This window comes from Streptomyces sp. NPDC048521 (genome assembly GCF_043199855.1).
GTDB lineage: Bacteria > Actinomycetota > Actinomycetes > Streptomycetales > Streptomycetaceae > Streptomyces.
Map to the genome: position 1 here is coordinate 172,652 of NZ_JBICWR010000002.1, position 23,620 is coordinate 196,271.

A 23,620-nucleotide genomic window follows, 5' to 3' on the forward strand; every position below is an offset into this window, starting at 1 on the left:
CGGACAACCGGATGCCTGGAGGACCGCCGGTCACCGACGATGACCCGGTGGCTGACGACCCGACGGCCGACGGTCCGGTGAGCGGCGACCCGGGCGGCTTGCCGCTGCGCTTCCCGCACGCCGAGGAGCCGGACGGCGCGGGCCGGCACGTCGAAGGCAGCTACCTCCCCGACGGCGAGAGTCGGTACTTGACCTGTGCCGCCCGTTCCCGGTGCACGGGCCCGGCCGCACCACCGCACGCGGCCCCGCTTCCTGGCACAGCCGCCGCCGGACCCGGCGGTGCCGTACGGGCTGGACCGCCCGGACGGGGCCCGCTCGCCGGTGGAGCGGGCGATCCGCCGGGGACTGACCGGTGAGGCCTGGCCCCGGCGGACGCTCAGCCCGTCCCTGTTACGGCAGCGGCGGGTAGGCGTTCTGCATCAGCTGCTGGAACTGGGCGGAGAACCAGTGCCCGGCCAGCGGCGAGTTCGCCAGCGCGCCCGTGGGGTTGTTCCCGTTGCGGGCGTTGCCGCCGTAGGTGGGGTCGCACATCCGGTCGAAGCCCTTGCCCTCGTCGTTGTCGATGGCGGAGCTGGCTCCGTCCGACTCCCCCGGGGGCTTGACCCACACGTAGGCGTCGATCCCGGCCGCCGGTGCCGCCGTCGGCCGTTCGCCGAGTCCTGCCCCGCTCTGGTTGCACCAGTTCCCGGCGTGGATGCGCCGGTCGGTGCGGCTGCCGTTGACGTAGTCGTCGACGGAGGTCAGCGGGCCGGACTTGGTGGGCCGGGCGGAGCCGCCCCAGCCGTTGCGGGAGGTGTCGATCAGCATGCCGAGGTTGCTGTTGAAGCCGGCGGCGACGAGCTTGTCCCGCAGTGCCTGGGCGAAGGACTGCTCGTCCACGTACTGGTTCCAGTCGACCCACTTCGACTGGCGCACGGTCTGGCCGTTGATGCTGTCGGTGACCTTGAAGTACGGCTCCTTGGTGGGGCTGTAGTTGGCGGTGTTGACGATGAAGCCGGCCACGTCGTTCACGCTCGCGCCGTTGGTGGTGGCGACCTTGTAGAACTCCTGCACGGACGGGTTGAAGTTGGAGTCCCAGCCGAGCCAGCCGTGGTGGCCGGCGTCGATGTAGTTGTAGACGTTCGGAATGGCGCCGAGCTTGTCCAGGGCGTAGCTCACGCCCTTCTCGTAGTTGCCGTTGGACTTCATGGTCACGCAGGCGTCGGTGGTGGTGTTGGTGCCGCCGGCGTTGGTGACCAGGTTGGGCAGCGAGTCCGGCTCGATGACGGTGGCGATCCGCAGGCCCGCGTACTTGGCGTCGGACAGGACGGACGCGATCGGGTCGATGTACTGCGTCTTGTACCTGTCGATGTCGTTCGGTCCCAGTTCGCCGTTGGAGGCGAGGGCGGCGCAGTCGCGGCCGGGAAGGTCGTAGATGACCAGCTGGACGACGAGCTCGCCGGAGCCCTTCTGCTTCAGGGCCTCGTCCAGGTGGGCGCGCAGCCCCATGCCGCCGTTGACGCCGTCGATGGCGGCGATCCGGTCCAGCCAGACCGCGGTGGGCTGGCCGGCGATGCGGCTGCCGCCCGGTTCGGCGGCGGCCTTGGCCGACCACTGCGGGTTCACGTAGGCCTTGGCGCCCGTGTAGGGATTGTCGACGCGGCTGCCGGTGCCTCCGCCGCCCGTGCCGCCACCGGTGTCCCCGCCGGTGCCACCCCCGGTGCCGCCACCGGTGTCCCCGCCGGTGCCGCCACCACTGCCGCCGCTGCCGCCGCTGCCGTCGTCGGCGTTGCAGGTGACGCCGTCGAGCGTGAACGTGGCGGGGACGGAGTTGGTGCCGCTGTAGGAACCGTTCAGGCCGAAGCTGACCGTGCCGCCGGTCGCGAGCGTGCCGTTGTAGCTCTCGTTGGCGGCGGTGACCGAGGTGCCGCTCTGGCTGATCTTCGCGTTCCAGCCGCTGGTGACCTTCTGGCTGCCGTCGTACGACCACTTCAGCGACCAGCTCGACTTGGCAGCGGCGTTGTTCGTGAGGGTCACGGCGGCGGTGAAGCCGGTGTCCCACTGGCTCTGGATCTTGTAGTCGACGGTGCAGGGCACAGCGGAGACGGTGGCGCCGGAACCGGCCGGCAGGGCGGCGAACGCCGTTCCGGAGGCTCCGGCGAGGAGTCCCAGGGCGGCCAGCAGCGTTGTTCGGGTACGACTCATGAGTGCGGGTTCCTTCTTCCGTGGATGCGGGCGCTTACGGGTTGACGGCGCGCAGGTGGTCGCGCAGCCCGATGCCGTACGCCGTGGGCGTGCCGTCGTAGGAGGAGATGAGGGACGGGCCGGAGGAGCAGTCCCAGGTGTTCCAGGTCCAGCCCAGGTAGGACAGGTTCCGGTCGTCGAACCACTTCATGACCTGGTCGGCGAACCCGTGCGAGCAGGTGTTCTCGCCGATCTCCCCGGCGATGAGCGGCACCTGGGCCGCGACCGGGGCGAGGGTGGAGTTCCAGCAGCTCTCGTTCGCGCAGGTGTTGAAGTTGTAGACGTGGTAGGCGGCGGCGAGATTGCCGGCCGGGTCGGTGGGCCTGTACGTCAGCCACTGGCTGAGGTCGTTGGAGTAGGCGAGCCCGCCGGCCATGATGACGTTCTCGGCGCCCGCGCCGCGGATGCTGTCCACGAGGTCCTGCATGCCGGCGACCTCATAGGAGATGCCGGGGCAGGTGCCACCGTCCCGCCAGCACGTCCAGGCGTCCGCGGTGCTGGAGGTCGCCCGGTCCGGGTAGGGCTCGTTGAACAGGTCGAACACGGCCGCCTGGTCGTCCTTGAAAGTGCTCGCCACCGAGGCCCAGAAGGAGGGGGCGTACTGCATGTCGGGCATCGGCTTCTGGCAGCCGGCGTGCACGTCGGAGCAGCCGGCGGAGTTGCCGGTGTACTGGCCGTGGGACCAGTGCATCTCGAGGATCGGTGTCATGCCGTGCGCCTCGACGCGGGCCACCAGGTCCTTGACGGCGTCGACGTAGTGGGCGCCGCCGTACTCGGGTGCGATGTTCGAAAGGCCCAGCCAGCACTCCTCGTTGAGCGGGATGCGGACCGCGTTGGCCTTCCAGTCGGCGATCGCCTTGATCGCCGCGTCGTCCACGGGGCCGTCCCAGATGCCGTAGCCCTGCACACACATGAACTCGCCCCCGGAGCGGTTCACGCCGAGCAGCCGGCGGGTCCTGCCGTCGGCGTCCACGAGCTTGCTGCCCGAGACGTGCAGGGCGGGTGCGGTGCCGTCGGTCGGGGGCGGGTCGGTCGGCGGGGGCGTCGTCGGTTCCGAGTCCACGTTGCACGCCGTGCCGTTGAGCTTGAACACCGTCGGCACGGCATCGCTCCCCGACCTGGAGGCGAGGAATCCGGCGCTGACGCTCGCGCCCGTGCCGAGCGAGCCGTTCCAGCTCTCGCCGGCCGCGGTCACGGTGGTGCCGGACTGGGACCACTTGGCGTTCCAGCCCTGAGTGACCTTCTGGCCGCCGGAGAAGTCGAAGGTGAGCGACCAACTGCTCAGCGCGGCCCGGTTGTTGGTGATCCTGACGGAGCCCTGGAAGCCGTCCGTCCACTGGCTGGTGACGGAGTACTCCACCGTGCACGCGGGCGTGGCTCCCTCGGCCGTGACCACCGGGACGACCACGCCTCCGAGGAGCGCGACCGCACCGGTGACGGCTAAAAGTACTGAACGCGGGGGGTGTCGCATGAGCGACTCCTTGCAGTGTGGCGCGCCGTGACAGGCGCGTCGACTGAAACGGAATCGCTCCCACTGGTGCGAAGGAAGGTAGCGGCAACTGGCGTGGTTGCCCAGAGGAGTTGCTCGACTTTTCCGCGACTCGCTCCCTCGAATCTTTTCGACTCTTCAAGCACCTTGACCGCTCACAGCCCGGTCTCCACTATGGGAGCGCTCCCACTGGTTCAAGCCTTGACTTCTTCGAGCCGCACGCCCGCAAGGAGGAACCAGCACATGGATCCCGGACGCAGACGCAGCATCGCGCGGCGGTGGTGGACCGCCGCATCGGCCGCGCTCGCCCTGCCCCTGACGATGCTCGCCACCGGAACGACCACCGCGCACGCGGCGGCCGTCCAGTGCAGCGTCGACTACAGGACGAACGACTGGGGCTCCGGCTTCACCGCCGACCTCACGATCACCAACCGCGGATCGGCCGCGATCGACGGCTGGACGCTCACGTACGCCTACGCGGGCAACCAGAAGCTGTCCAACGGCTGGAACGGCACCTGGTCCCAGTCCGGGCAGGCCGTCACCGTGAAGAACACCTCCTACAACGGCACCATCGCCGCCGGGTCCGCCGTCTCCACCGGCGCCCAGTTCAGCTACAGCGGCGCCAACACCGCACCCACCTCCTTCGCGGTCAACGGCACGACCTGCGCCGGCGCGCACCAGCCGCCGCTCACCGTGCTGACCAGTCCGAGCGCGGGCGCGGTCTACACGCAAGGGGACGCGGTCCCGCTCGCGGCGACCGCGGCGGCGGCCGACGACGCGACGATCGGGAAGGTGGAGTTCTACGACGACACCACGCTGCTCGGGACGGACACGAGCGCGCCCTACACGCTCTCCGTCTCCAGCTTGACCGTGGGCAGTCATTCGCTGGTGGCGAAGGCGTACGACAGCCTGGGCGCGTCCGCGGACTCCACCCCGGTCGGCATCACGGTCGCCGCCGGACCGGCGGTGGTCGCCTCACCGCCCCAACTCGGCGTCCAGCAGGGCACGTCGGGCACCTTCGCGGTGAAGCTGTCGACGCAGCCGAGCGCGAACGTGACGGTGAGCGTGGCCCGCACCGACGGCAACACCGGTCTGTCGGTCACCGGCGGCTCGTCGCTGACCTTCACGCCCGCCAACTGGAGCACCGCGCAGACGGTGACCGTCACCGCCGACTCCTCCGGCACCGGCAGCGCGACCTTCACCGCCTCGGCCACCGGCCACACCAAGGCGACGGTCACGGTGACGGAGCTGCCCGCGTCCAAGGCGTACGACGCCCGCTTCCTGGACCTGTACGGGAAGATCACCAACCCGGCGAACGGCTACTTCTCTCCCGAGGGCATCCCGTACCACTCGGTGGAGACGCTGATCGTCGAGGCGCCGGACCACGGCCACGAGACCACCTCGGAGGCCTACAGCTACCTGCTCTGGCTGCAGGCGATGTACGGCAAGGTCACCGGTGACTGGTCGAAGTTCAACGGCGCCTGGGAGACCATGGAGAAGTACATGATCCCCACGCACGCCGACCAGCCGACGAACGCCTACTACAACGCCTCGAAGCCGGCGACGTACGCGCCCGAGCACGACACCCCGAACGAGTACCCGGCGAAGCTGGACACGTCGGTGCCGGTCGGCCCGGACCCGATCGCCGGCGAGCTGAAGTCGGCCTACGGCACGGACGACGTCTACGGCATGCACTGGATCCAGGACGTGGACAACGTCTACGGCTACGGCAACGAGCCCGGTAGGTGCGAGGCGGGCCCGACGGCCACGGGACCGTCGTACATCAACACCTTCCAGCGCGGCCCGCAGGAGTCGGTCTGGGAGACGGTCCCGCAGCCGACCTGCGACGCCTTCAAGTACGGCGGCAAGAACGGCTACCTGGACCTGTTCACCGGCGACTCCTCCTACGCCAGGCAGTGGAAGTTCACCGACGCCCCGGACGCGGACGCGCGCGCGGTGCAGGCCGCGTACTGGGCGGACGTGTGGGCGAAGGCGCAGGGCAAGGGCGGTGACGTGTCCGCGACGGTCGCCAAGGCGGCGAAGATGGGCGACTACCTGCGGTACGCGATGTACGACAAGTACTTCAAGAAGATCGGCGACTGTGTCGGTCCGTCGGCCTGCCCGGCCGGCACCGGCAAGGACGCCTCGCACTACCTGCTGTCCTGGTACTACGCCTGGGGCGGCGCCACCGACACCAGCTCGGGCTGGGCCTGGCGCATCGGCTCCAGCCACACCCACGGCGGCTACCAGAACCCCCTCGCGGCGTACGCGCTCAGCTCCTACGCCGACCTCAAGCCCAAGTCGGCGACCGGCGCGGCCGACTGGGGCAAGTCGCTCCAGCGGCAACTGGAGTTCTACCAGTGGCTGCAGTCGTCCGAGGGCGCCATCGCGGGCGGCGCGACCAACAGCTGGCAGGGCCGCTACGCCACCCCGCCGTCCGGTACGCCGACCTTCTACGGCATGTACTACGACTGGCAGCCCGTCTACCACGACCCGCCCTCCAACCAGTGGTTCGGGTTCCAGGCGTGGTCCATGGAACGGGTCGCCGAGTACTACCAGCAGACCGGGAACGCCGCGGCGAAGGCGATCCTCGACAAGTGGGTGAAGTGGGCGCTGTCCAGGACCACGATCAACCCGGACGGCACCTACCGGATCCCCTCCACCCTCCAGTGGTCGGGCCGGCCCGACACCTGGAACGCCTCGAGCCCCGGCTCCAACAGCGGACTTCATGTCACCGTCGCCGACTACACCGACGACGTCGGCGTGGCGGCCGCGTACGCCAAGACACTGACGTACTACGCCGCCAGGTCCGGTGACGCGGCCGCGAAGTCGACGGCGAAGGCGCTGCTGGACGGCATGTGGGGCAACTACCAGGACGCCCTCGGCATCGCCGTCCCGGAGACCCGCAGCGACTACAGCCGGTTCGGTGACAGCGTGTACGTGCCGAGCGGCTGGAGCGGCACGATGCCGAACGGCGACGCGATCAACTCGACGTCGACGTTCTCCTCGATCCGGTCCTTCTACCAGAACGACCCGGCCTGGTCGAAGATCGAGGCCTACCTCAAGGGCGGTGCCGCGCCCGTCTTCACGTACCACCGGTTCTGGGCCGAGGCGGACATCGCCCTGGCCATGGGCTCGTACGCGGAGCTGTTGGAGTAGGCCCGTTTTCCGGCGGTCCCCACCCGCATGGGGACCGCCCCTCTTCGCAGCGGACTCCCCCGTGCGAAGAACCCGCATCCTCACGGCGGTCCCGGCGCCGCCCGCCGGCCTGTGACGCCGGACACCGTGCGTTCACACCCGCGTGATGTGCGAGCCCGGGGCCCTTTGGCAGGATCTCCACGAAGGGCGGAGTTCCTCCGCCGGCAGGGGCGGGACCGGCTTCGGCCGGGGTGCGGGCAGGAAGGCGTGTGAGTGGCGGGGGCAGGCGGATCGTTGACCCGTAGCGGTCTACGCGGCCGGGAGGCCGAACTCGAGGGGCTGCAGGCACTGATCGCCTCGGTGGCCCGCACCGGGAGCGGCGGGATGGCCCTGCTCCAGGGGGAACCGGGCATCGGCAAGACCACGCTGCTCGCCGAGGCCGTCTCCAGGGCCACGGCAGCCGGATTCTCGGTCGGTTGCGGCAAGGCCGACGAACTGCATCACATCGTGCCGCTGTCGTCGTTGGCGGCCTGCCTCCTGCACGGCGATCAGCCGCTGCTGTCCGGGGATGCCTTCGGTGATCTCGCACGCCGTCACGATCAGCGGATCTGGCTGGTGGAGCGCCTGGCGGAGGCGATCGAAGCCCGAGCCGGCAGCGTGCCGGTGCTGATCGCGCTGGACGATGTGCAGTGGGCCGACCCGCTGAGCCGGTTCGCCCTGAAGCAGCTTCCGACGCGCTTGCGGACCTCACCGGTGCTGTGGCTGCTGACCGGGCGACGGGAGCCCGCCGACCCGGCGGAAGAGATCGTCGCGGCCGCGACCGGCAACCTCCCGACGGCCACGGTGCCCTTGGGACCGCTGTCCGGCGCGGCCATCGGCCAGCTGGCCGGCGACACCCTGGGCACAGCGGTCGACGAGCAGGTACGGGAGCTGCTCGACGGGGCCGGCGGGAACCCGTTCCTGGCCGTCGAGATGCTCGCGGGACTACGGACCGCCGAGTCCTCCGGCGAGCCGGTGCCCCCTGGGCTCGTGGTGGGCGTGCGCGGCAGACTCAGGTCCCTGCGGCCCGGCACGCTGCGCTTCCTCCAGATGGGAGCGGTGCTGGGACGCAGGTTCGGCTTCCCCGACGCCGCCGCGCTCTGCGGCCGGCCGACCGCCGCGTTGATCGCCGAACTCGAGGAGGCGGTGCGCACGGGGCTCCTGGACGACGACGGCGATCACCTGGTCTTCCGGCACGACCTGCTGCGCCAGGCGGTCTACGTCGACATCCCCCCGTCGGCCCGGAAGGCGCTGCACCGAGAGGCTGCCCACCGGCTCGTCGCGGCGGGCCACCGGCCGATCGACGCGGTGCCGCACATCCTCAGGGGCGCCGCGCCCGGCGACGAGGAAGCTGTGGCGCTGCTGAGGCGAGCCGCTGACGACGTACTGCCGGTGACACCGGGCCTGGCGGCCGACCTGCTGACCCGCGCCCTGGAACTGGTGCCGGCCGGACGGCCGCTGCGGTTCGAGGTGGGTGAGCAGGCGATCGTCGGCCTGACCCGGGCCGGCCGCAATCGAGAGGCGTTGTCGACCGGTGACCGGCTACTGGCCTGCCGGCCCCCACTGGAGGTGTTCAGCCGGCTGCAGGCCGCCCTCGGCGGGACGCTGTGGAACATGGATCTCGCCGAGGAGTTGCGCCGCCGGACCGAGACGGCCCTCGCCGTGCGGGGCGCGGCCCCGGAGGTCGGGGCAAGGCTGGCCGCACTGCGTGCGCTGGCCCTGTCCCGGGGGCACGATCTGGTCGCGGCGCGTGCGGCGGGCGAGGCCGCACTGCGTGCCGCCACCGCGATCGGGGACCGGGAGGCGCACGTCCTGGCCCTCTCCGGGCTCGGCGAGATCGCGCAGAACGCGGGTGAGAACACCGTCGCCCTGGAGCGCTTCACCGCGCTCAGCGCCGTGGACTGCGCCTTCCTTCCGGAGGAGATCGTCGCGCACCAGCACATGGACGACTTCGCGTCCAGCGAGCGGCTGCTCCTGGGGGCGGCGGACACGGCCGGGCCGACGCGTCAGGCGATGCTGCTGTGGGCCCAGGGCCAGCACGATCTTGGGCTCGGCCGGCTCGACGACGCCGACGCCGGCTTCGAGACCATGGAGCGCCTGGAGGACGACGTACAGGTGCCCGTCCAGCAGGTGAACGCCCGCGTGATCCGCTCGTGGATCGCCCTGCTGCGCGGCGACGGGGAAGCGGCGCGGCAGCACCTGGTCGCGGCGCGAGAACGACTGGCGACGAAGCCGAATCCGGGCAACACGGCCGCGGTGCGCTTCCTGGAAGCCGTCCACGCCGAGGCCGACGGGCACCTCGAGCTTGCCGTCGACAAGATCCGGCAGGTACAGCGGGAAGGTTTCTTCATGCGCTGGCGGCTGTTGCGCAACTGGGTCGACGCCGCGGTACGCATCGCCCTGCGCGGCGCGGACCGCGCGCTCGCCGAGGACCTGGCCGCACAGGCCGGGGCCCACGCCGAGCGCAACCCCGCCGTGGCCACCGCCACGGGCATCGCGGCACAGGTCCTCGGGCTCGTGAAGGACGATCTCGCCCTGCTCGAACACTCCGCTGAGCTGCTCGAGGCGAGCCCTCGCCCGCTGGTCCGGGCCGCCGCGTACGCCGACCTCGGCAAGGCGCTCCTCGCGGCGGGACGCAGACCGCAGGCGGTGGCCGCCCTGAGCCACGCCCACGGCGCCTTCACCAGGTCGGGCGCCCACGCCGCCGCGGCACGCCTGCGGCGCGATCTGGACGGTGCGGGGGCCGGCGGCCGCGGGGCGGCGGACATGCCACGCCCGGTGCACGGATGGGGAGCGCTCACGGCCTCGGAGCAGAAGGTCGCACGCCTCGTCGCCGAGGGCCACACCAACCGGTCGGCGGCCGATGTGCTCGTCGTCTCACCGCACACGGTCAACACCCACCTGACCTCCGTCTTCCGCAAGTTGTCGGTCAACTCCCGGGTCCAGCTGGCGAATCTGGTGATGGCCCTGTCCGACGGGTGAGCGGACCTGTTGGTACGTTCCCGCGATGCCCTGCCCCTCCCGGACGCGGTTGGCTGGACAACCCCACACTCGGTCGGAGGCCACCGGCATGCGCAGACCCACCCCCGTCACACCGACCGTCGTGCTGGTGCACGGGGCGTTCACCGACGCCTCGTCATGGGCGGGGGTCATCAGCCTGCTGCACGCGGACGGGCTCGCCGTGCGCGCCCCGGCGAACCCGCTGCGCGGCCTGGCGCAGGACGCCGCCTCCATCGGGGCCGTCGTGCGCGCCCTCGACGTTCCCGTCGTACTGGTCGGCCACGGCTACGGTGGCGCGGTCATCACACACGCCGCCACCGACGCCGACAACGTCGTGGCCCTGTGCTACGTCGCGGCGTTCGGCCTCGACACGGGCGAGTGCGTCCTGGACATCACGAATCGCTTCGCTCCCGTGGCGGTGGCCGACGCGGTCATCACGGCCGCGCTCCCCGCCCCGATTCCGGGCGGCCCGGAAAGCGAGCTGTACATCCGCCGGGAACGGTTTTCGCAGATGTACGCCGCCGACCTGCCGTCCGGCGTCACGGATGTGCGGTCCCTGGCGCAACGCCCGATCGCCCGCGGCGCCCTGACCGGCAGATCGGGCCCGCCGGCCTGGGCCTGCAAGCCCTCGTGGTACGCCATCGCGGCCGCCGACCGGATGCTCAACCCCACCGCCCAGCGCTTCATGGCGCAGCGCATGGCGGCCACCGAATACACGCTGGACGGTTCGCACGCCGTCCTGCTGTCACAGCCCGGCGCCGTGGCGGCGATGATCCGGGAGGCCGCCGAACGCGGTACGGAGGGCGGAGAAGCCGACGGACTTGGCAGCCCATGACGTCCGATAATATTCGCGTTTCAGAAGATATGAGTGTGGATCACCTCGGCGACGCCCGTCGACACGCAACTCTCCTGCCACAGACGTCACTCGGTAAAGGCACCACCATGATCTCATCGGCCAGACCGTCGGCGCGGCGGACGGCCGCCCTCCTGCGGGCCGGCGTCGCCGCCCTGCTACTGACCGCCACCGGGTGCGCCGGCGGCGCCGGGGACGGGTCCGCCGCAGGCGATGCCACCTCCATCACCGCCCTCGACTACTACACCGACGCGTCCGAACACGCCCAATGGGGCGCGTTGCTCACGGCCTGCGGCAAGACCGCCGGTGTCAGGGTCGAGCACACGAGCGTGCCGGGGGCGTCGCTCGTCCCCACGGTCCTGCGGCAGGCCTCGTCGCGGACCCTTCCCGACCTGTTGATGCTGGACAACCCCGACCTGCAGCAGATCGCACAGACCGGCGCGCTGACCCCGCTGGACCGGTACGGCATCGACTCGGGCGGCTTCGCCCAGGGCATCCTGTCGGCGGGCACCTATCAGGGAAAGGTGTACGGACTGGCGCCCAACGTCAGCACGGTCGCCCTCTTCTACAACAAGGACATGCTGACCGAGGCCGGCGTCACGGTGCCGAGGACCTGGGACGAGCTGAAGGCGGCGGCGGCCGAGCTGACGCGCCCGGGCCGTCACGGCATGGCGGTCGACGCGAACGCCACCTTCGAGGGCGCCTGGCAGTTCCTGCCCTTCCTGTGGTCCAACGGCGGGGACGAGAGGCGGTTGGACACCCCGCAGGCCGCGCAGGCGCTCCAGCTGTGGGTCGACCTGGTCAAGAGCGGATCCATGTCGAAGTCGGTGCTGAACTGGACCCAGGCGGACGTCCACGATCAGTTCGCCGCCGGCAGGACGGCCATGATGATCAACGGTCCCTGGCGCATCCCGGCCCTGAACCAGGACAAGAACCTGCGCTGGGGCGTTGCCCCGGTCCCCGTCCCGCGGATCGGGCAGACCCCGGTCACCCCGCTCGGCGGTGAGGTGTGGACGGTCCCGCAGAGCGCCTCCGAGGCCCGGCAGGAGAAGGCCGCCCAGGTGCTCGCCTGCCTGAACGACTCCGCGCACATGCTCACCGTGGCCGAGCAGCACTTCACCGTGCCCTCCCGCTCCACGGTGGCCGCCCGGTACGCCGAGCGGGTGCCGTCGATGGCCGCCTTCGTCAGGAGCGTCCGAGCGGCGCGGGCCCGTACCAGCGAACTCGGCGTCAGGTGGCCCAAGGCGGCGACCGGCATCTACACCGCGATCCAGTCCGCGCTCACGGGCGAGCAGACGCCCGAGGAAGCACTCGAGCATGCGCAGCGGATGGCGACCGGTTCCTGAACGGCAGGGCCGGCGCGAGGGAACGGGGACGTTTCCGGGAGCGGCTCGTCCTCTTACATCCCTGATCTAGCGGATTCACGCGATGTGTCAGGCCCAGGCCCCCTGGCACGGTGTTCGGGAAAGCGCACACCGGCTGAAAGGCGGAAACCATGCCGGACACCATGCCGGACACCACGAGTCCGGAGTCCCGGCACCTCCCGGGCGCCCTCTCCACCACCGACTCGCCGCCCGCCGACCGCAGACGTGCGTACTGGCGCGAAGCGCTGTCCCGGACGTTCGGCCTGGTGGACATCGCCGTCCCGGACGAGGTGCGTTCCGGCACGATCCGCACGACACCGCTCGGCCGCCTCCAGGCGGTCGCCGTCGACGGCGACCGCCCTTCCGTGCTGCGCACCCGCCGGCTCGTCGCGCGGGGCCGCGAGGAGGAGTACGTGGTGGTCAAACTGCTGGAAAGGGGAGTCGCCCGAATCCAGCAGGACGGCCGCGAAGCGCTCCTGGAACCAGGGGATGTCTTCCTCTACGACAGGGCACGCCCCGTCCGCCTGGACCTGCCCCAGCCGTTCCGGACGAAGTCCCTCGTCCTGCCGAGGGAGGTGCTGGGCCTGGACGAGTGCGAGATGGCTCGCGTCACGGCCTCCCCGCTCGGCTCCGCCACCCCGCTGGGCGGGCTGATGGCGCCCTTCCTCGCCGGGCTCGTGGACGACGCGGGAACGTACTCGCCCCGCACCAGTGAGCTGATGGCGCGCAACGTCGTGGATCTGATCGGCGTGATGGCCGACGAGCTCCTCGGCCGGTCGAGCGCGGACACGCCGGGCGCGAACGGGGCACTGCTGCTGCGCGTTCAGGAGTTCGTCGACCTTCACATCGCGGACCCCGACCTGACCCCGCAGGTCATCGCCCGCGCCCACCACATATCCCTGCGCTACCTGCACAAGCTGTTCGAGAGCGAAGACGTCACGGTCGGCCGGTACATCCAACGGCGTCGGCTCGAGGAGTGCCGGCGTGAACTCGCGCGCCGCGGGAACGGCGCCACGATCTCCGCGGTCGCGCACCGATGGGGTTTCACCAGTGCCGCGCATTTCAGCAGGGTGTTCCGGGCCGCCTACGGGATGTCCCCACGAGAATGGCGCGGCACCCAGGGTGTGACGCCGCCCCCCGCGTCACACCCGCAGCTCGTCGACGCCTGACACGGGTTTCCGTGTTCTTCGCGGCGGAACCGGCCGCCGTACGCCGTGGCCGTGGCGCGGTCGGGGACCGCTGCACTGACGGAACCGAGCCCGTGCACGGTCGGGCAAGCGCGGCTCCGCCGTCTCACTAACGTGATCCGGGCGCGAAGCCGGCCCGCTGTGCCCTCGCACGGCGGGCCCGCGGCAATGCCGGAATACGAGGAGCCCCATGGCCAAGCAGACCATTGCCGAGCAGTATGTCGACCTCATGGCCCGTGCCGGTGTGCGCCGCATGTACGGCGTGGTCGGAGACAGCCTGAACCCCGTCGTGGACGCGGTCAGACGGCACGATGCCATCGAGTGGATCCAGGTCCGCCACGAGGAGGTCGCGGCGTTCGCCGCCGGCGCGGAAGCCCAGCTCACCGGTCGGCTGGCGGCCTGTGCGGGCTCCTGCGGGCCGGGCAACCTCCATCTGATCAACGGCCTGTACGACGCCCACCGCTCGATGGCGCCCGTGCTCGCGCTGGCCGCGCACATACCCAGCGGGGAGATCGGGACCGGCTACTTCCAGGAGACCCACCCCGACCGGCTGTTCGCCGAGTGCAGCCACTACGCCGAGCTGATCTCCTCACCCCGGCAGATGCCGCGCGTGGTGCAGACGGCGATCCAGCACGCCGTCGGCCGGCGCGGCGTCTCGGTGGTGGCGCTCTCCGGTGACACCGCCTCCGAGGAATCCCCGGACTCGGCACCCGAACTCGCCATGCCCCTGGACCTTCCGGCCATCCGCCCGAGCGACCAGGAACTCGCCCGGCTCACGGACCTGGTGGACGCCGCCGAACGCGTCATGGTGTTCTGCGGCCGGGGCGTCGCCGGTGCCCACGCCGAGGTGATGGCCTTCGCCGAGAAGGTCAAGGCACCGGTCGGACACGCGCTGCGCGGCAAGGAACACATCCAGTACGACAACCCGTACGACGTCGGCATGTCCGGTCTGCTCGGCTACGGAGCGGCGTACGAGGCGATGCACGAGTGCGACCTCCTGCTGCTCCTCGGCACGGACTTCCCGTACACGGACTTCCTGCCCCGCGATGTGCGGACCGTCCAGGTCGACGTGCAGCCGGAGCGGCTGGGCCGGCGCACGCAGCTCGACCTCGCCGTCTGGGGAGACGTGCGCGAGACCCTGCGGTGCCTGACCCCCGCGGTGCGGGAGAAGTCCTCGCGCCGTTTCCTCGACCGCATGCTGGAGCGGCACGCCCACGCGCTGGAGGGTGCGGTGAGCGCCTACACCCGCAACGTCGACAGGCACACTCCGGTCCATCCCGAGTACGTGGCCGCGGTGCTGGACGAGGAGGCCGCCGACGACGCGGTGTTCACCGTGGACACCGGCATGTGCTGTGTGTGGGCGGCGCGTTATCTGACGCCGAACGGCCGGCGCCGCATCCTCGGTTCGTTCGTGCACGGCTCGATGGCCAACGCGCTGCCCCAGGCCATCGGCGCCCAGTTCCTCGACCGCGGCCGGCAGGTCGTCTCCCTCTCCGGCGACGGCGGGTTCTCCATGCTCATGGGCGACTTCCTCACGCTCGTCCAGTACGGACTGCCGGTGAAGGTGGTCGTGTTCAACAACTCCTCCCTCGGCATGGTCGACCTGGAGATGATGGTCGACGGGCTGCCTCCGTACGGCACGACCTACCCGCACGCCGACTACGCGGCCATCGCCACCGCGGCCGGTGCCCGCGGCATCCGGGTGGAGAGGCCCGGCGAGGTGCGCGACGCGCTGCGCGAGGCCTTCGCCCATGAGGGGCCCGCGCTGGTCGACGTCGTCACCGATCCCGCCGCGCTGGCCGTCCCGCCGAAGATCACCGCCGAGCAGATCAGAGGCTTCGCGCTCTCGGCGAGCCGGACGGTCCTGACCGGAGGCGTCGGACGCATGGTCCACCTGGCCCGGGCCAACCTGCGCAACATTCCCCGCGGTTGAGGGCTCCGCGCGCTTCTCGGCGAGGCGGCCGCGGCCGGGAGCGGCCGCTGAGGGCTGCCACGGGTCGTCACCGGCGCGGCACGGTGGCCACGGCGACCAGGACCGCCAGCGTCATGCCGGCGAGCAGCGCGGGTACCGGCGCCCAGGTGGCCATGAGGACACCGATCGCGGCGACGGGGAACGGGATCCGTTCGGCCACGGTCCTTTGGTGGGGCCGCAGGTGCACCGCCCATACGGTGATCAGGAACACGGCCGCCGGCACGGTGACCGCGGCGCCGGCGGCGGTCGGCGATGCGCCGGTGTGACGCGTGACGTGATCGGCGTACGCGGCCAGGCCGGCGCCCTCGGCGGTCGCCGAGGCGAAGATCAGGTAGTGGCCGTAGGCCCAGGGAAACCTCCTGCGGTGGGCCTGGTGCGTCGTGGCGAGCAGGATGTGTGCGGGTCTGGCGAAGTACAGCCACCACATCGCGTAGGCCATGAGCAGGCCGCCGCCCGCCAGCGCGTACAGCGCGCCGGTGCCCTGGTGCCGGTCGAAGGCGCCGCGGACGGCGACGGTGGCGGCCGCGACGGACTCGCCGAGCACGATGAGGGTGAACAGCTCGTAGCGCTCGGCGATGTGGTGCGGATGCCAGGGGGTCATCCCGGCGGCCTGCGCCCACAGGGGTACGGACAGCTCGGCCACGATCAGCACCACGATGCCGGGAAGCCGCACCGGCGACGGGACGAACAGCAGTCCCACCCAGCCGAACTGGCAGACCGTCACTCCAGCGGCGAAGCGCAGCGTCGTCCTCCGGTGGGCGGGGTCGGACAGCGCGGCACGCAGCCAGAGCGCGGCCAACGCCGTCCGCAGCACGACGTACCCGAGCGTGACGACGCGCAGATCCCCGCCTTCGAAGGCGCGGCGCACCCCGGCGGCAAGGACGAGCGAGCCGGTGATCTGCGCCAGCACCGTCAGCCGGTACGGGATGTCGTCCGGGTCGTAGGCGGAGGCGAACCAGGTGAAGTTCATCCACGCCCACCAGATGGTGAAGAAGACCAGCGCGAAGCGCAGGGCACCGGTGGCGTAGTCGCCCGCCGTCAGCGCCCCGTGCAGGCTCGCGGAGGCCTGCGCCACCGCGACGACGAAGCACAGGTCGAAGAAGAGTTCCAGCGAGGTGGCGGACCGGTGCGGCTCTCCGGGGTCGCGGCCCACCATGGTGTGCCATCGCCTGGCACCCGGGTCCGTCCGCACGGTCGTGGCGCGGTTCAGCGGAGGACTCCCAGGGCCGGCTCGACGGTGCGGTGGAAGGGGGCACACGGGGGGATCCGGGGCCGGGTACCGGCGGTCGGCCCGGCAGCGCGCCGGGCCTCGACGGCGCGGGCAGCGGCCGTCGCGCGGCGCGGCCCGGTGGCCACCACGACCGCCTGTTCGTTCGCGCTCACGCCTCTCCTCGTTCCGACGGCTCTTCGGGCATGGGCCGTCCCGTTGACACTAGGACGGCCGGACGACGGCCCGAGTCCGCCCGTGCACGGAGACTTGCCCCGGAGTGAACACCCGCACGGACCCGGCGAGGATCGAGGGCCGCCGCCTCCGCCGTGTCCAGCACGGTCCGGGCCCTCGAACGCGAACTGGGCACTGCCTTGTTCGACCGCCACGCGCCGAGCGGGAAGGTCATGGTGGTACGGCGTCCCGGCGAGGCTCCTGCCCCGGTCGCCGCGCTACCACGGCACATCACCTGACGGCCTTGCCCTCCGGCGACCGGGGCAGGAGCCCCGCCCAGGCGGCCGTCGGCTTGCGGAAGGCGCACAGGCTGAAGGACGGGTCCCCGCGGGGCCGGTCCTGGTCCGGGAGGTGGGCCAGTCGCGTGGCGAACTCCTCGGTGCGCGGCTCGCCCGGTGGCAGCAGGGTGAACCAGCCGCGGCGCAGGTCCGCGATGGTGTCGCGGGGGCTGCGGCCCTGTCCGACGCCGCGGAAGCAGGCGCGGCCGGAGGGGAGCAGCCCGTGCCGGGCGGCGTGCGCGGTCACCGTGCCGGCGGCGTCCGCGGCGGGGCGGCGCGGGCGGGAGGCGAGGACGGCGTCGATGTCGCTGCCGACGTCGTGCGCTGCGGCCTTGTCGACGGTGGTGACGTAGACCCCGCCGGGCCGCAGCACCCGGGCGCACTCGGCGACGACGGCGCGGACGTCCTCGGCGTCCAGCAGATGCAGCAGCCAGACGGTGGTGACCGCGTCGACGCTGCCGGTGCGCAGGGGCAGCCGGCGGCTGTCGGCCCGCACGATCGCGCCGGGCAGCCGGGCCGAGGCCATGCGGGCCATGGCGGGGGTGAGGTCGGCGCCCGTCACCCGCAGCCCGGGGCGGGCGGCGGCGAGCCGCCGGGTGACGATCCCGGTGCCGCAGGCGACGTCGAGGAGGTGGCCCGGGGTGTCGGGCAGCAGGGCGAGGAGGGCTTGCGCGGCGGCCGCGGCACGGGCTTCGCCGCCGCGGGAGGCGTCGTAGTGGCCGGCTTCCTTGTCGTAGTCGAGCACGCCCCTCAGTGTGCGCCGTGACCTGGGGCGATGTCCTCCACCCTACGGGCGAGGCCGAAGTCCTTCGCGGTGACGACACCGCCCGCGCTGTGGGTGTTCACGCTGAGGGAGACGGTGTTGTAGCCGAGGGTGAGGTCCGAGTGGTGGTCCAGCTCGTCCTGGATACCCGCGATGTGCACGACCAGCGCCGCCGCCGCGAAGTGCGAGCCGAGCCGGTAGGAGCGGGTGAGCCGGTCACCGTCCACCGACCAGCCGGGCAGCTCGGCCAGCCGGTCCTCGATCTCCTTCTGCGACAGCGGTTCGACGGCCATGACGGGATCTCCCTCGGTGTCGGCGGGCGTCTCCCTCGCGGGCGTCCCCTCGAGGGCGTCCCCCTCCGGAGTAGGCGGGTACGTGTTCAGCCTGCCACGCCGGCGGCGGCCGCACTCGATAGGGTCGTCCGTATGACCATGGTCGCGCCCGGTCCCTCAGCGTCCGCCGCCGTCGCCGACAAGGGTGTCGGCCCGCACCTGCGCGCCTGGCGGGAGCGGCGCCGGATCTCCCAGCTGGAGCTGGCGCTGCGCGCCGACTCCTCCGCCCGGCACATCAGCTTCATCGAGACCGGCCGGTCCCGGCCGAGCGAGGAGATGGTGCTGCGGCTCGCCGAGCATCTGGACGTGCCGGTCCGGGAGCGCAACGCCCTGTTGCTGGCGGCGGGTTACGCCCCGCACTACCCGGAGACGCCGCTGGACGACCCGGCGCTGGACGCGCTGCGCGACGGCATGGAGCGCCTCATCCGGGGCTACGAGCCCTACCCCGCGCTGGTGGTCGACGCCGGCTACACGGTCCTCGCGGCCAACCGTGGCATCGCGATGCTGCTGGAGGGTGTGCCGCAGGAGCTGATGACACCGGAGCCGAACGCGATGCGGCTGACCCTGCACCCACGGGGTCTGGCGCCGCGCATCCGCAATCTGCGGGAGTGGCGCGGCCATCTGCTGGCGCAGATGGAGCGGGAGATCGCCCTGCACCGCTCCGACCGGCTCCGCGCCCTGTACGAGGAGGTGTCGGCCTACCCGGTGCCCGAGGACGCGGCCGGTGAGGAACCGGCCGAGCCCGTCGCGTACTTCGCGCTGCCGCTGCGGATCGAGCACGACGGCCGGATCCTGTCCTTCGTGTCGTCGATCTCGACGTTCAACACGCCGATGGACGTCACGGTCGCCGAGATCGCGATCGAGACGTTCCTGCCGGCGGACCCGGCGACCACCAAATACCTGCACACGCTGGCCGGGTGAACGGCCGCGTACGCGAGTCGGCCGACGCCGAGTCTGCTCGACCGCGTGTGCGAGACGCCATCCCGTGACAGACTGCCCGCGTACTTCGGCGCGTAGGGGAGGGCGTGGCGTGAGTGAGCGGCGGGCTGCGCCCACCGTGGGCCAGGTGGTGCTCGGCAAGCGGTTGCAGGAGTTGCGGGAGGCGGCCGGGCTGAGCCGTGAGGAGGCCGCCCGGGTGCTGCGGGTGGCGTCGGCGACCGTACGGCGCATGGAGATGGCCGAGGTCGCGCTCAAGATCCCGTACGTGCAGGTGCTGGTGTCCACCTACGGGGTGGCCGAGGAGGAGGCGGCCGCGTTCGTGCGGCTGGCCGAGGAGGCGAACCAGCCGGGCTGGTGGCAGCGGTACCACGATGTGCTGCCGGACTGGTTCAGCCTGTACGTCAGCCTGGAGGGCGCCGCGCGGGTCATCCGCTCCTACGAGCCGCACTTCGTGCCCGGGCTGCTGCAGACGGAGGAGTACGCGCGGGCGGTGCTGGAGGCCGGCACGGTCGGGCAGCGGGAGCCGGAGACGATCGAGCGGCACGTGTCGCTGCGCATGGAACGGCAGCGGCTGCTGGAGCGGCAGGATCCGCCCCATCTGTGGGTGATCATGGACGAGACGGCGCTCAGGCGTCCGGTGAGCGTGCGGTCCGAGGTGATGCGGGACCAGCTGGACCGGCTGCTGGAGTACGCGGAACGGGACGGGGTCACACTGCAGCTCGCCGAGTTCGCGGCCGGCCCGCATCCGGGGACGTACGCGCCCTTCACGCTGTTCCGGTTCGCCGAACCGGAGTTGCCGGACATGGTGTTCACCGAGTACCTGACCGGTGCGCTCTACCTGGATTCGCGCCGCGAGGTCGCCGCGCATCTGGAGGTCCTGGACCACATGACGGCCCGGGCGGCCTCGGTCCAGCGCACGAGGAAACTCCTGCGACAGTGGCGCGAGAACCTCTGACCCGGGCCCTCCGGCACCGCCCGCCTCCAGGATGACCCGTACGGGTCTGTGAACGGGTGCGTTCCGGCGCCCTCCCCTAGGTTCGAAGCACGGGGCGAACCGCACCGGTGCGTGCCGCTGGACGGTGAACCTCCATCCGGTGCGCCGGCGGCAGACGTCCGACGACGCGAAGGAGGCGTGATGCCCTCGGACGCGGTGCTGTACCAGGCGGCGGCGCTCTGCCTGACCTACCCGGACGACGACTTCGTCGCCCGCCTGCCGCTGCTGCGCGAAGCCGCCCCGCAGCTGCGGGCGTTCACCGACCACGCGGCCGTCACCCCGCCGCAGGAACTGGCCGCGCACTACGTGCAGGTCTTCGACGTCAAGAACCGGCACACCCTCTACCTGAGCCGGTGGCGCGACGGCGGCACCCGGCGGCGCGGGATGTCCCTGGTCCGGTTCGCGGAGGTGTACCGGGAGCACGGCCTGGAGTGCAGCGGCGAGGAGCTGCCGGACTTCCTGCCGGCGGTGCTGGAGTTCACCGCGCGGACGGGCGACACCGGACTGCTCACCGAACACCGCGACGCCCTCGAACAGCTGCGGACGCGGTTGACCGACTACGGCACCCCGTATGCCGGCGTCCTGGACGCGGTGTGTGCCACCCTGCCGCCCGCGCCCACCGGAGTGCGCCCATCGTGACCGCACGGCAGCCGTAGCGCGGGCCGCCGCCGGGATCGGGCTGTCGCGACGGCCGCACCCACCACCAGGCGACCGGCCGCTGCTCACGCCGTACAGCCGGCTGGTGCACGGGGCCGGGAGCGGCTGGGCGGTCAGGCCGCGCCGCCCTTCGCGTCCCGGTCCTCGTCGACGATCTCCGCGTCCACGACGCCCTCCTCATCGGCGCCGGCACTCTGTTCCCCGGCCGGACCGTCGTCGGCGGACGGCTGGGCCTGGGCGTACATCGCCTGCCCCATCTTCTGGCTGACGGTGGCGAGTTTGTCGACGCCGGCGCGCAGGGCGGAGGTGTCCGCGTTCTGCTCCAGCAGGGTCTTGAGCTCCCCCGTCGCCTCCTCGACCTCCCGGCGGGTGTCGGCGGGCACCCGTTCCTGGTTGTCGCGGAGGAACTTCTCGGTCTGGTAGACGAGTTGTTCGGCCTGGTTGCGGGTCTCGGCGGCCTCGCGCCGTTTGCGGTCCTCCTCCGCGTACTGTTCCGCGTCCCGCATCATGCGGTCGATGTCCTGCTTGGGCAGGGCGGAGCCGCCGGTGACGGTCATCTTCTGCTCGCGGCCGGTCGCGAGGTCCTTGGCGGAGACGTGCATGATGCCGTTGGCGTCGATGTCGAAGGCGACCTCGATCTGCGGGATGCCCCGCGGGGCGGGCGGCAGGCCGGTGAGGTCGAAGACGCCGAGCTTCTTGTTGTAGGCGGCGATCTCGCGTTCGCCCTGGTAGACCTGGATGCCGACCGAGGGCTGGTTGTCGGCGGCGGTGGTGAAGATCTCCGAACGGCGGGTCGGGATCGTGGTGTTGCGCTCGATCAGCTTGGTCATGATGCCGCCCTTGGTCTCGATGCCCAGGGACAGCGGGGTGACGTCGAGCAGGAGCACGTCCTTGACGTCGCCGCGCAGGACGCCCGCCTGGAGGGCCGCGCCGACCGCGACGACCTCGTCGGGGTTGACGCCCTTGTGGGGCTCCTTGCCGGTGAGTTCCTTCACGAGGTCGGTGACCGCGGGCATCCGTGTGGAGCCGCCGACCAGGATGACGTGGTCGATCGCGGACAGCTCCACACCGGCGTCCCGCACCGCCTGGTGGAAGGGCGTCTTGCAGCGGTCCAGCAGGTCGGCGGTCAGCTCCTGGAACTGGGCCCGGGTCAGTTTCTCGTCCAGGTGCAGCGGACCCTCGGCGGAGGCGGTGATGTAGGGCAGGTTGATCGAGGTCTCGGTGGACGAGGACAGCTCGATCTTGGCCTTCTCCGCGGCCTCCCGCAGCCGCTGCACCGCCATCTTGTCGGCCGCGAGGTCGATGCCGTACTGCCCCTTGAACCGTTTGACCAGGTGGTCGACGACCCGCTGGTCCCAGTCGTCGCCGCCGAGGTGGGTGTCGCCGTTGGTGGCCTTCACCTCGATGACGCCGTCGCCCATCTCCAGCAGGGACACGTCGAAGGTGCCGCCGCCGAGGTCGAAGACCAGGACGGTCTGCTCCTCGCCCCGGTCCAGGCCGTAGGCGAGGGCGGCGGCGGTCGGCTCGTTGATGATCCGCAGCACCTTCAGGCCGGCGATCTCCCCGGCCTCCTTGGTGGCCTGCCGCTGGGTGTCGTCGAAGTACGCGGGTACGGTGATCACCGCGTCCGTGACGTCCTCGCCCAGGTAGGCCTCCGCGTCCCGCTTCAGCTTCTGCAGCACCCGCGCCGACAGCTCCTGTGCCCGCAGGCGGGTGCCGTCGATGGTGCCCTGCTCGGGGAAGCGCCAGGCCGTGTCGCCCATGTGCCGCTTCACCGAGCGGGCGGTGCGCTCCACGTTCGTCACGGCCTGCCGTTTGGCGACCTCACCGACCAGCACCTCGCCGTTCTTCGCGAACGCCACCACGGACGGTGTGGTCCGCGCACCCTCCGCATTGGCGACGACCGTGGGCTCGCCGCCCTCCAGGACGGCCACCACCGAGTTCGTCGTCCCCAGATCGATCCCGACCGCACGTGCCATGGTCCGTCCCCTTCCACCCGGGCGCCTTCGGCACTTCCAGCACAGGACGTGCGTACGGCGCTGTCAATGCACGGGTTCCCAGGAAACGGCGATGCCGCGCCCCGGTGGGGGGCGCGGCACGCGGGGACGTACGAGCGTCAGGCCAGCTCGGCCGTCAGGGTGATGGTCGTACCGGTCAGGGCCTGGCTGACCGGGCAGTTCTTCTTGGCGTCCTCGGCGGCCGAGGCGAAACCGTCCGCGTCGAGGCCGGGCACCTCACCGCGCACGGTGAGGTGGATGCCGGTGATGCCCTCGCCGGGCTGGAAGGTGACGTCGGCGTTGGTCTCCAGCCGGGTGGGCGGGGTGCCGGCGCCGGCCAGGGCGTGCGAGAGGGCCATGGAGAAGCAGCTCGAGTGGGCGGCCGCGATCAGCTCCTCGGGGCTGGTCTTGCCGTTCGCGTCCTGGGCGCGCGAGGCCCACGTGACCGGCTGCTGGCCGATGCCGGAGGAGTCGAAGGTGACGACGCCGCTGCCCTCGAGCAGGTTGCCTTCCCAGACCGTGTGTGCGGTGCGCGTGGTAGCCACGGTGGTTCCTTTCGCGTGTGGTCCCGTTTCCAGGATTCTCTGCTCCTATCCGATCACATTCCGGCTCATCGCACTCCGAAGACCGGCCCACGCGGGGTGAACGGGAGCTGACTTCCCTGCGGGATCATGTAGGCGTGCTCCCGGCGCACCCGCGGCACGTCGCACCAGCCGTCGGTGATGACCAGCACCGGAGCGGTCGGCGGGAAGTCCTCACCCGGTGCAGTAGGTCGATGCCGGGCTGCAGTGAGCGTGCCGCCGCGCCCGTGCGCGCCTCGGCGTAGGAGGCGATCGCGCCGAGCACCCTTGACCACGCCGAACGTACAGCGGGCGATCTCCTCGGGCGCCCCAGAGGAAGACGGGCCGGGCGGTGGCGAGGCCGAGGAGGAGTTCGGGGACGCGGGCGGGAGTG

17 protein-coding genes and 1 pseudogene are annotated in these 23,620 nt (G+C 71.5%); 10 read left to right on the top strand and 8 right to left on the bottom strand.

The window, feature by feature from the left end; translation table 11 throughout:
• Nucleotides 1-92: 92 nt before the first annotated feature.
• Nucleotides 93-409: pseudogene (locus ACGFRF_RS05195) on the top strand (hypothetical protein); the annotation flags it as partial.
• Here the strand turns inward: ACGFRF_RS05195 and ACGFRF_RS05200 are convergent.
• Nucleotides 391-2,184: a glycoside hydrolase family 6 protein gene (locus tag ACGFRF_RS05200; protein WP_393737237.1), complete on the bottom strand. Its 1,794-nt coding sequence runs from the start codon at nt 2,182-2,184 to the stop codon at nt 391-393. The pseudogene ACGFRF_RS05195 and the gene ACGFRF_RS05200 overlap by 19 nt on opposite strands.
• Nucleotides 2,185-2,218: 34 nt before the next feature.
• A complete protein-coding gene (locus tag ACGFRF_RS05205) occupies nt 2,219-3,694 on the bottom strand; it encodes a cellulose binding domain-containing protein (RefSeq protein WP_393737238.1) in 1,476 nt (491 codons plus the stop codon).
• 261 nt (nt 3,695-3,955) lie between these two features.
• Here ACGFRF_RS05205 and ACGFRF_RS05210 point away from each other — a divergent pair, with 261 nt between their 5' ends.
• The 6 genes from ACGFRF_RS05210 (at nt 3,956) to ACGFRF_RS05235 (ending at nt 15,226) form a co-directional block, all read left to right on the top strand.
• Nucleotides 3,956-6,871 (top strand): glycoside hydrolase family 48 protein, encoded by a 2,916-nt coding sequence (locus ACGFRF_RS05210; RefSeq protein ID WP_393737239.1) that lies wholly within the window; start codon nt 3,956-3,958, stop codon nt 6,869-6,871.
• A 252-nt stretch (nt 6,872-7,123) separates the two neighbouring features.
• A complete protein-coding gene (locus ACGFRF_RS05215) occupies nt 7,124-9,871 on the top strand; it encodes an AAA family ATPase (protein WP_393737240.1) in 2,748 nt (915 codons plus the stop codon).
• 88 nt (nt 9,872-9,959) lie between these two features.
• Nucleotides 9,960-10,724, top strand: coding sequence for an alpha/beta fold hydrolase (locus tag ACGFRF_RS05220; protein WP_393737241.1), 765 nt, complete (start codon nt 9,960-9,962; stop codon nt 10,722-10,724).
• 107 nt (nt 10,725-10,831) lie between these two features.
• Entirely contained in the window at nt 10,832-12,088 is a 1,257-nt protein-coding gene (locus ACGFRF_RS05225) for an ABC transporter substrate-binding protein (RefSeq protein ID WP_393737242.1), read from the top strand.
• Between the two features lie 149 nt (nt 12,089-12,237).
• Nucleotides 12,238-13,275: a helix-turn-helix domain-containing protein gene (locus ACGFRF_RS05230; protein WP_393737243.1), complete on the top strand. Its 1,038-nt coding sequence runs from the start codon at nt 12,238-12,240 to the stop codon at nt 13,273-13,275.
• A 208-nt stretch (nt 13,276-13,483) separates the two neighbouring features.
• On the top strand, nt 13,484-15,226 hold the full coding sequence (locus ACGFRF_RS05235) for a pyruvate dehydrogenase (RefSeq protein ID WP_393737244.1): 1,743 nt from the start codon (nt 13,484-13,486) through the stop codon (nt 15,224-15,226).
• 67 nt (nt 15,227-15,293) lie between these two features.
• Here ACGFRF_RS05235 and ACGFRF_RS05240 read toward each other — a convergent pair whose 3' ends face one another.
• The 4 genes from ACGFRF_RS05240 to ACGFRF_RS05255 form a co-directional block, all read right to left on the bottom strand.
• Nucleotides 15,294-16,421 (bottom strand): low temperature requirement protein A, encoded by a 1,128-nt coding sequence (locus ACGFRF_RS05240; protein ID WP_393737245.1) that lies wholly within the window; start codon nt 16,419-16,421, stop codon nt 15,294-15,296.
• 50 nt (nt 16,422-16,471) lie between these two features.
• Nucleotides 16,472-16,648, bottom strand: coding sequence for a hypothetical protein (locus tag ACGFRF_RS05245; protein WP_393737246.1), 177 nt, complete (start codon nt 16,646-16,648; stop codon nt 16,472-16,474).
• A gap of 289 nt (nt 16,649-16,937) precedes the next feature.
• A complete protein-coding gene (locus tag ACGFRF_RS05250; RefSeq protein ID WP_393737247.1) occupies nt 16,938-17,729 on the bottom strand; it encodes a class I SAM-dependent methyltransferase in 792 nt (263 codons plus the stop codon).
• A 5-nt stretch (nt 17,730-17,734) separates the two neighbouring features.
• Entirely contained in the window at nt 17,735-18,040 is a 306-nt protein-coding gene (locus tag ACGFRF_RS05255) for a 4a-hydroxytetrahydrobiopterin dehydratase (RefSeq protein ID WP_393737248.1), read from the bottom strand.
• 132 nt (nt 18,041-18,172) lie between these two features.
• Here ACGFRF_RS05255 and ACGFRF_RS05260 point away from each other — a divergent pair, with 132 nt between their 5' ends.
• From ACGFRF_RS05260 to narJ, 3 genes are all read left to right on the top strand, one after another.
• Complete coding sequence (locus ACGFRF_RS05260) at nt 18,173-19,000, top strand: helix-turn-helix domain-containing protein (protein ID WP_393737249.1); 828 nt, start codon at nt 18,173-18,175, stop codon at nt 18,998-19,000.
• A gap of 109 nt (nt 19,001-19,109) precedes the next feature.
• Nucleotides 19,110-19,973, top strand: coding sequence for a helix-turn-helix domain-containing protein (locus ACGFRF_RS05265; protein ID WP_393737250.1), 864 nt, complete (start codon nt 19,110-19,112; stop codon nt 19,971-19,973).
• A 180-nt stretch (nt 19,974-20,153) separates the two neighbouring features.
• Nucleotides 20,154-20,651 carry a nitrate reductase molybdenum cofactor assembly chaperone gene (narJ, locus tag ACGFRF_RS05270; protein ID WP_393737251.1) on the top strand — a complete coding sequence of 166 codons (498 nt, stop codon included), beginning with the start codon at nt 20,154-20,156 and terminating at the stop codon, nt 20,649-20,651.
• Between the two features lie 131 nt (nt 20,652-20,782).
• Here narJ and dnaK read toward each other — a convergent pair whose 3' ends face one another.
• On the bottom strand, nt 20,783-22,648 hold the full coding sequence (gene dnaK / locus ACGFRF_RS05275; RefSeq protein ID WP_393737252.1) for a molecular chaperone DnaK: 1,866 nt from the start codon (nt 22,646-22,648) through the stop codon (nt 20,783-20,785).
• A gap of 137 nt (nt 22,649-22,785) precedes the next feature.
• Nucleotides 22,786-23,211: an OsmC family protein gene (locus ACGFRF_RS05280; protein ID WP_393737253.1), complete on the bottom strand. Its 426-nt coding sequence runs from the start codon at nt 23,209-23,211 to the stop codon at nt 22,786-22,788.
• Between the last annotated feature and the right edge of the window lie 409 nt (nt 23,212-23,620).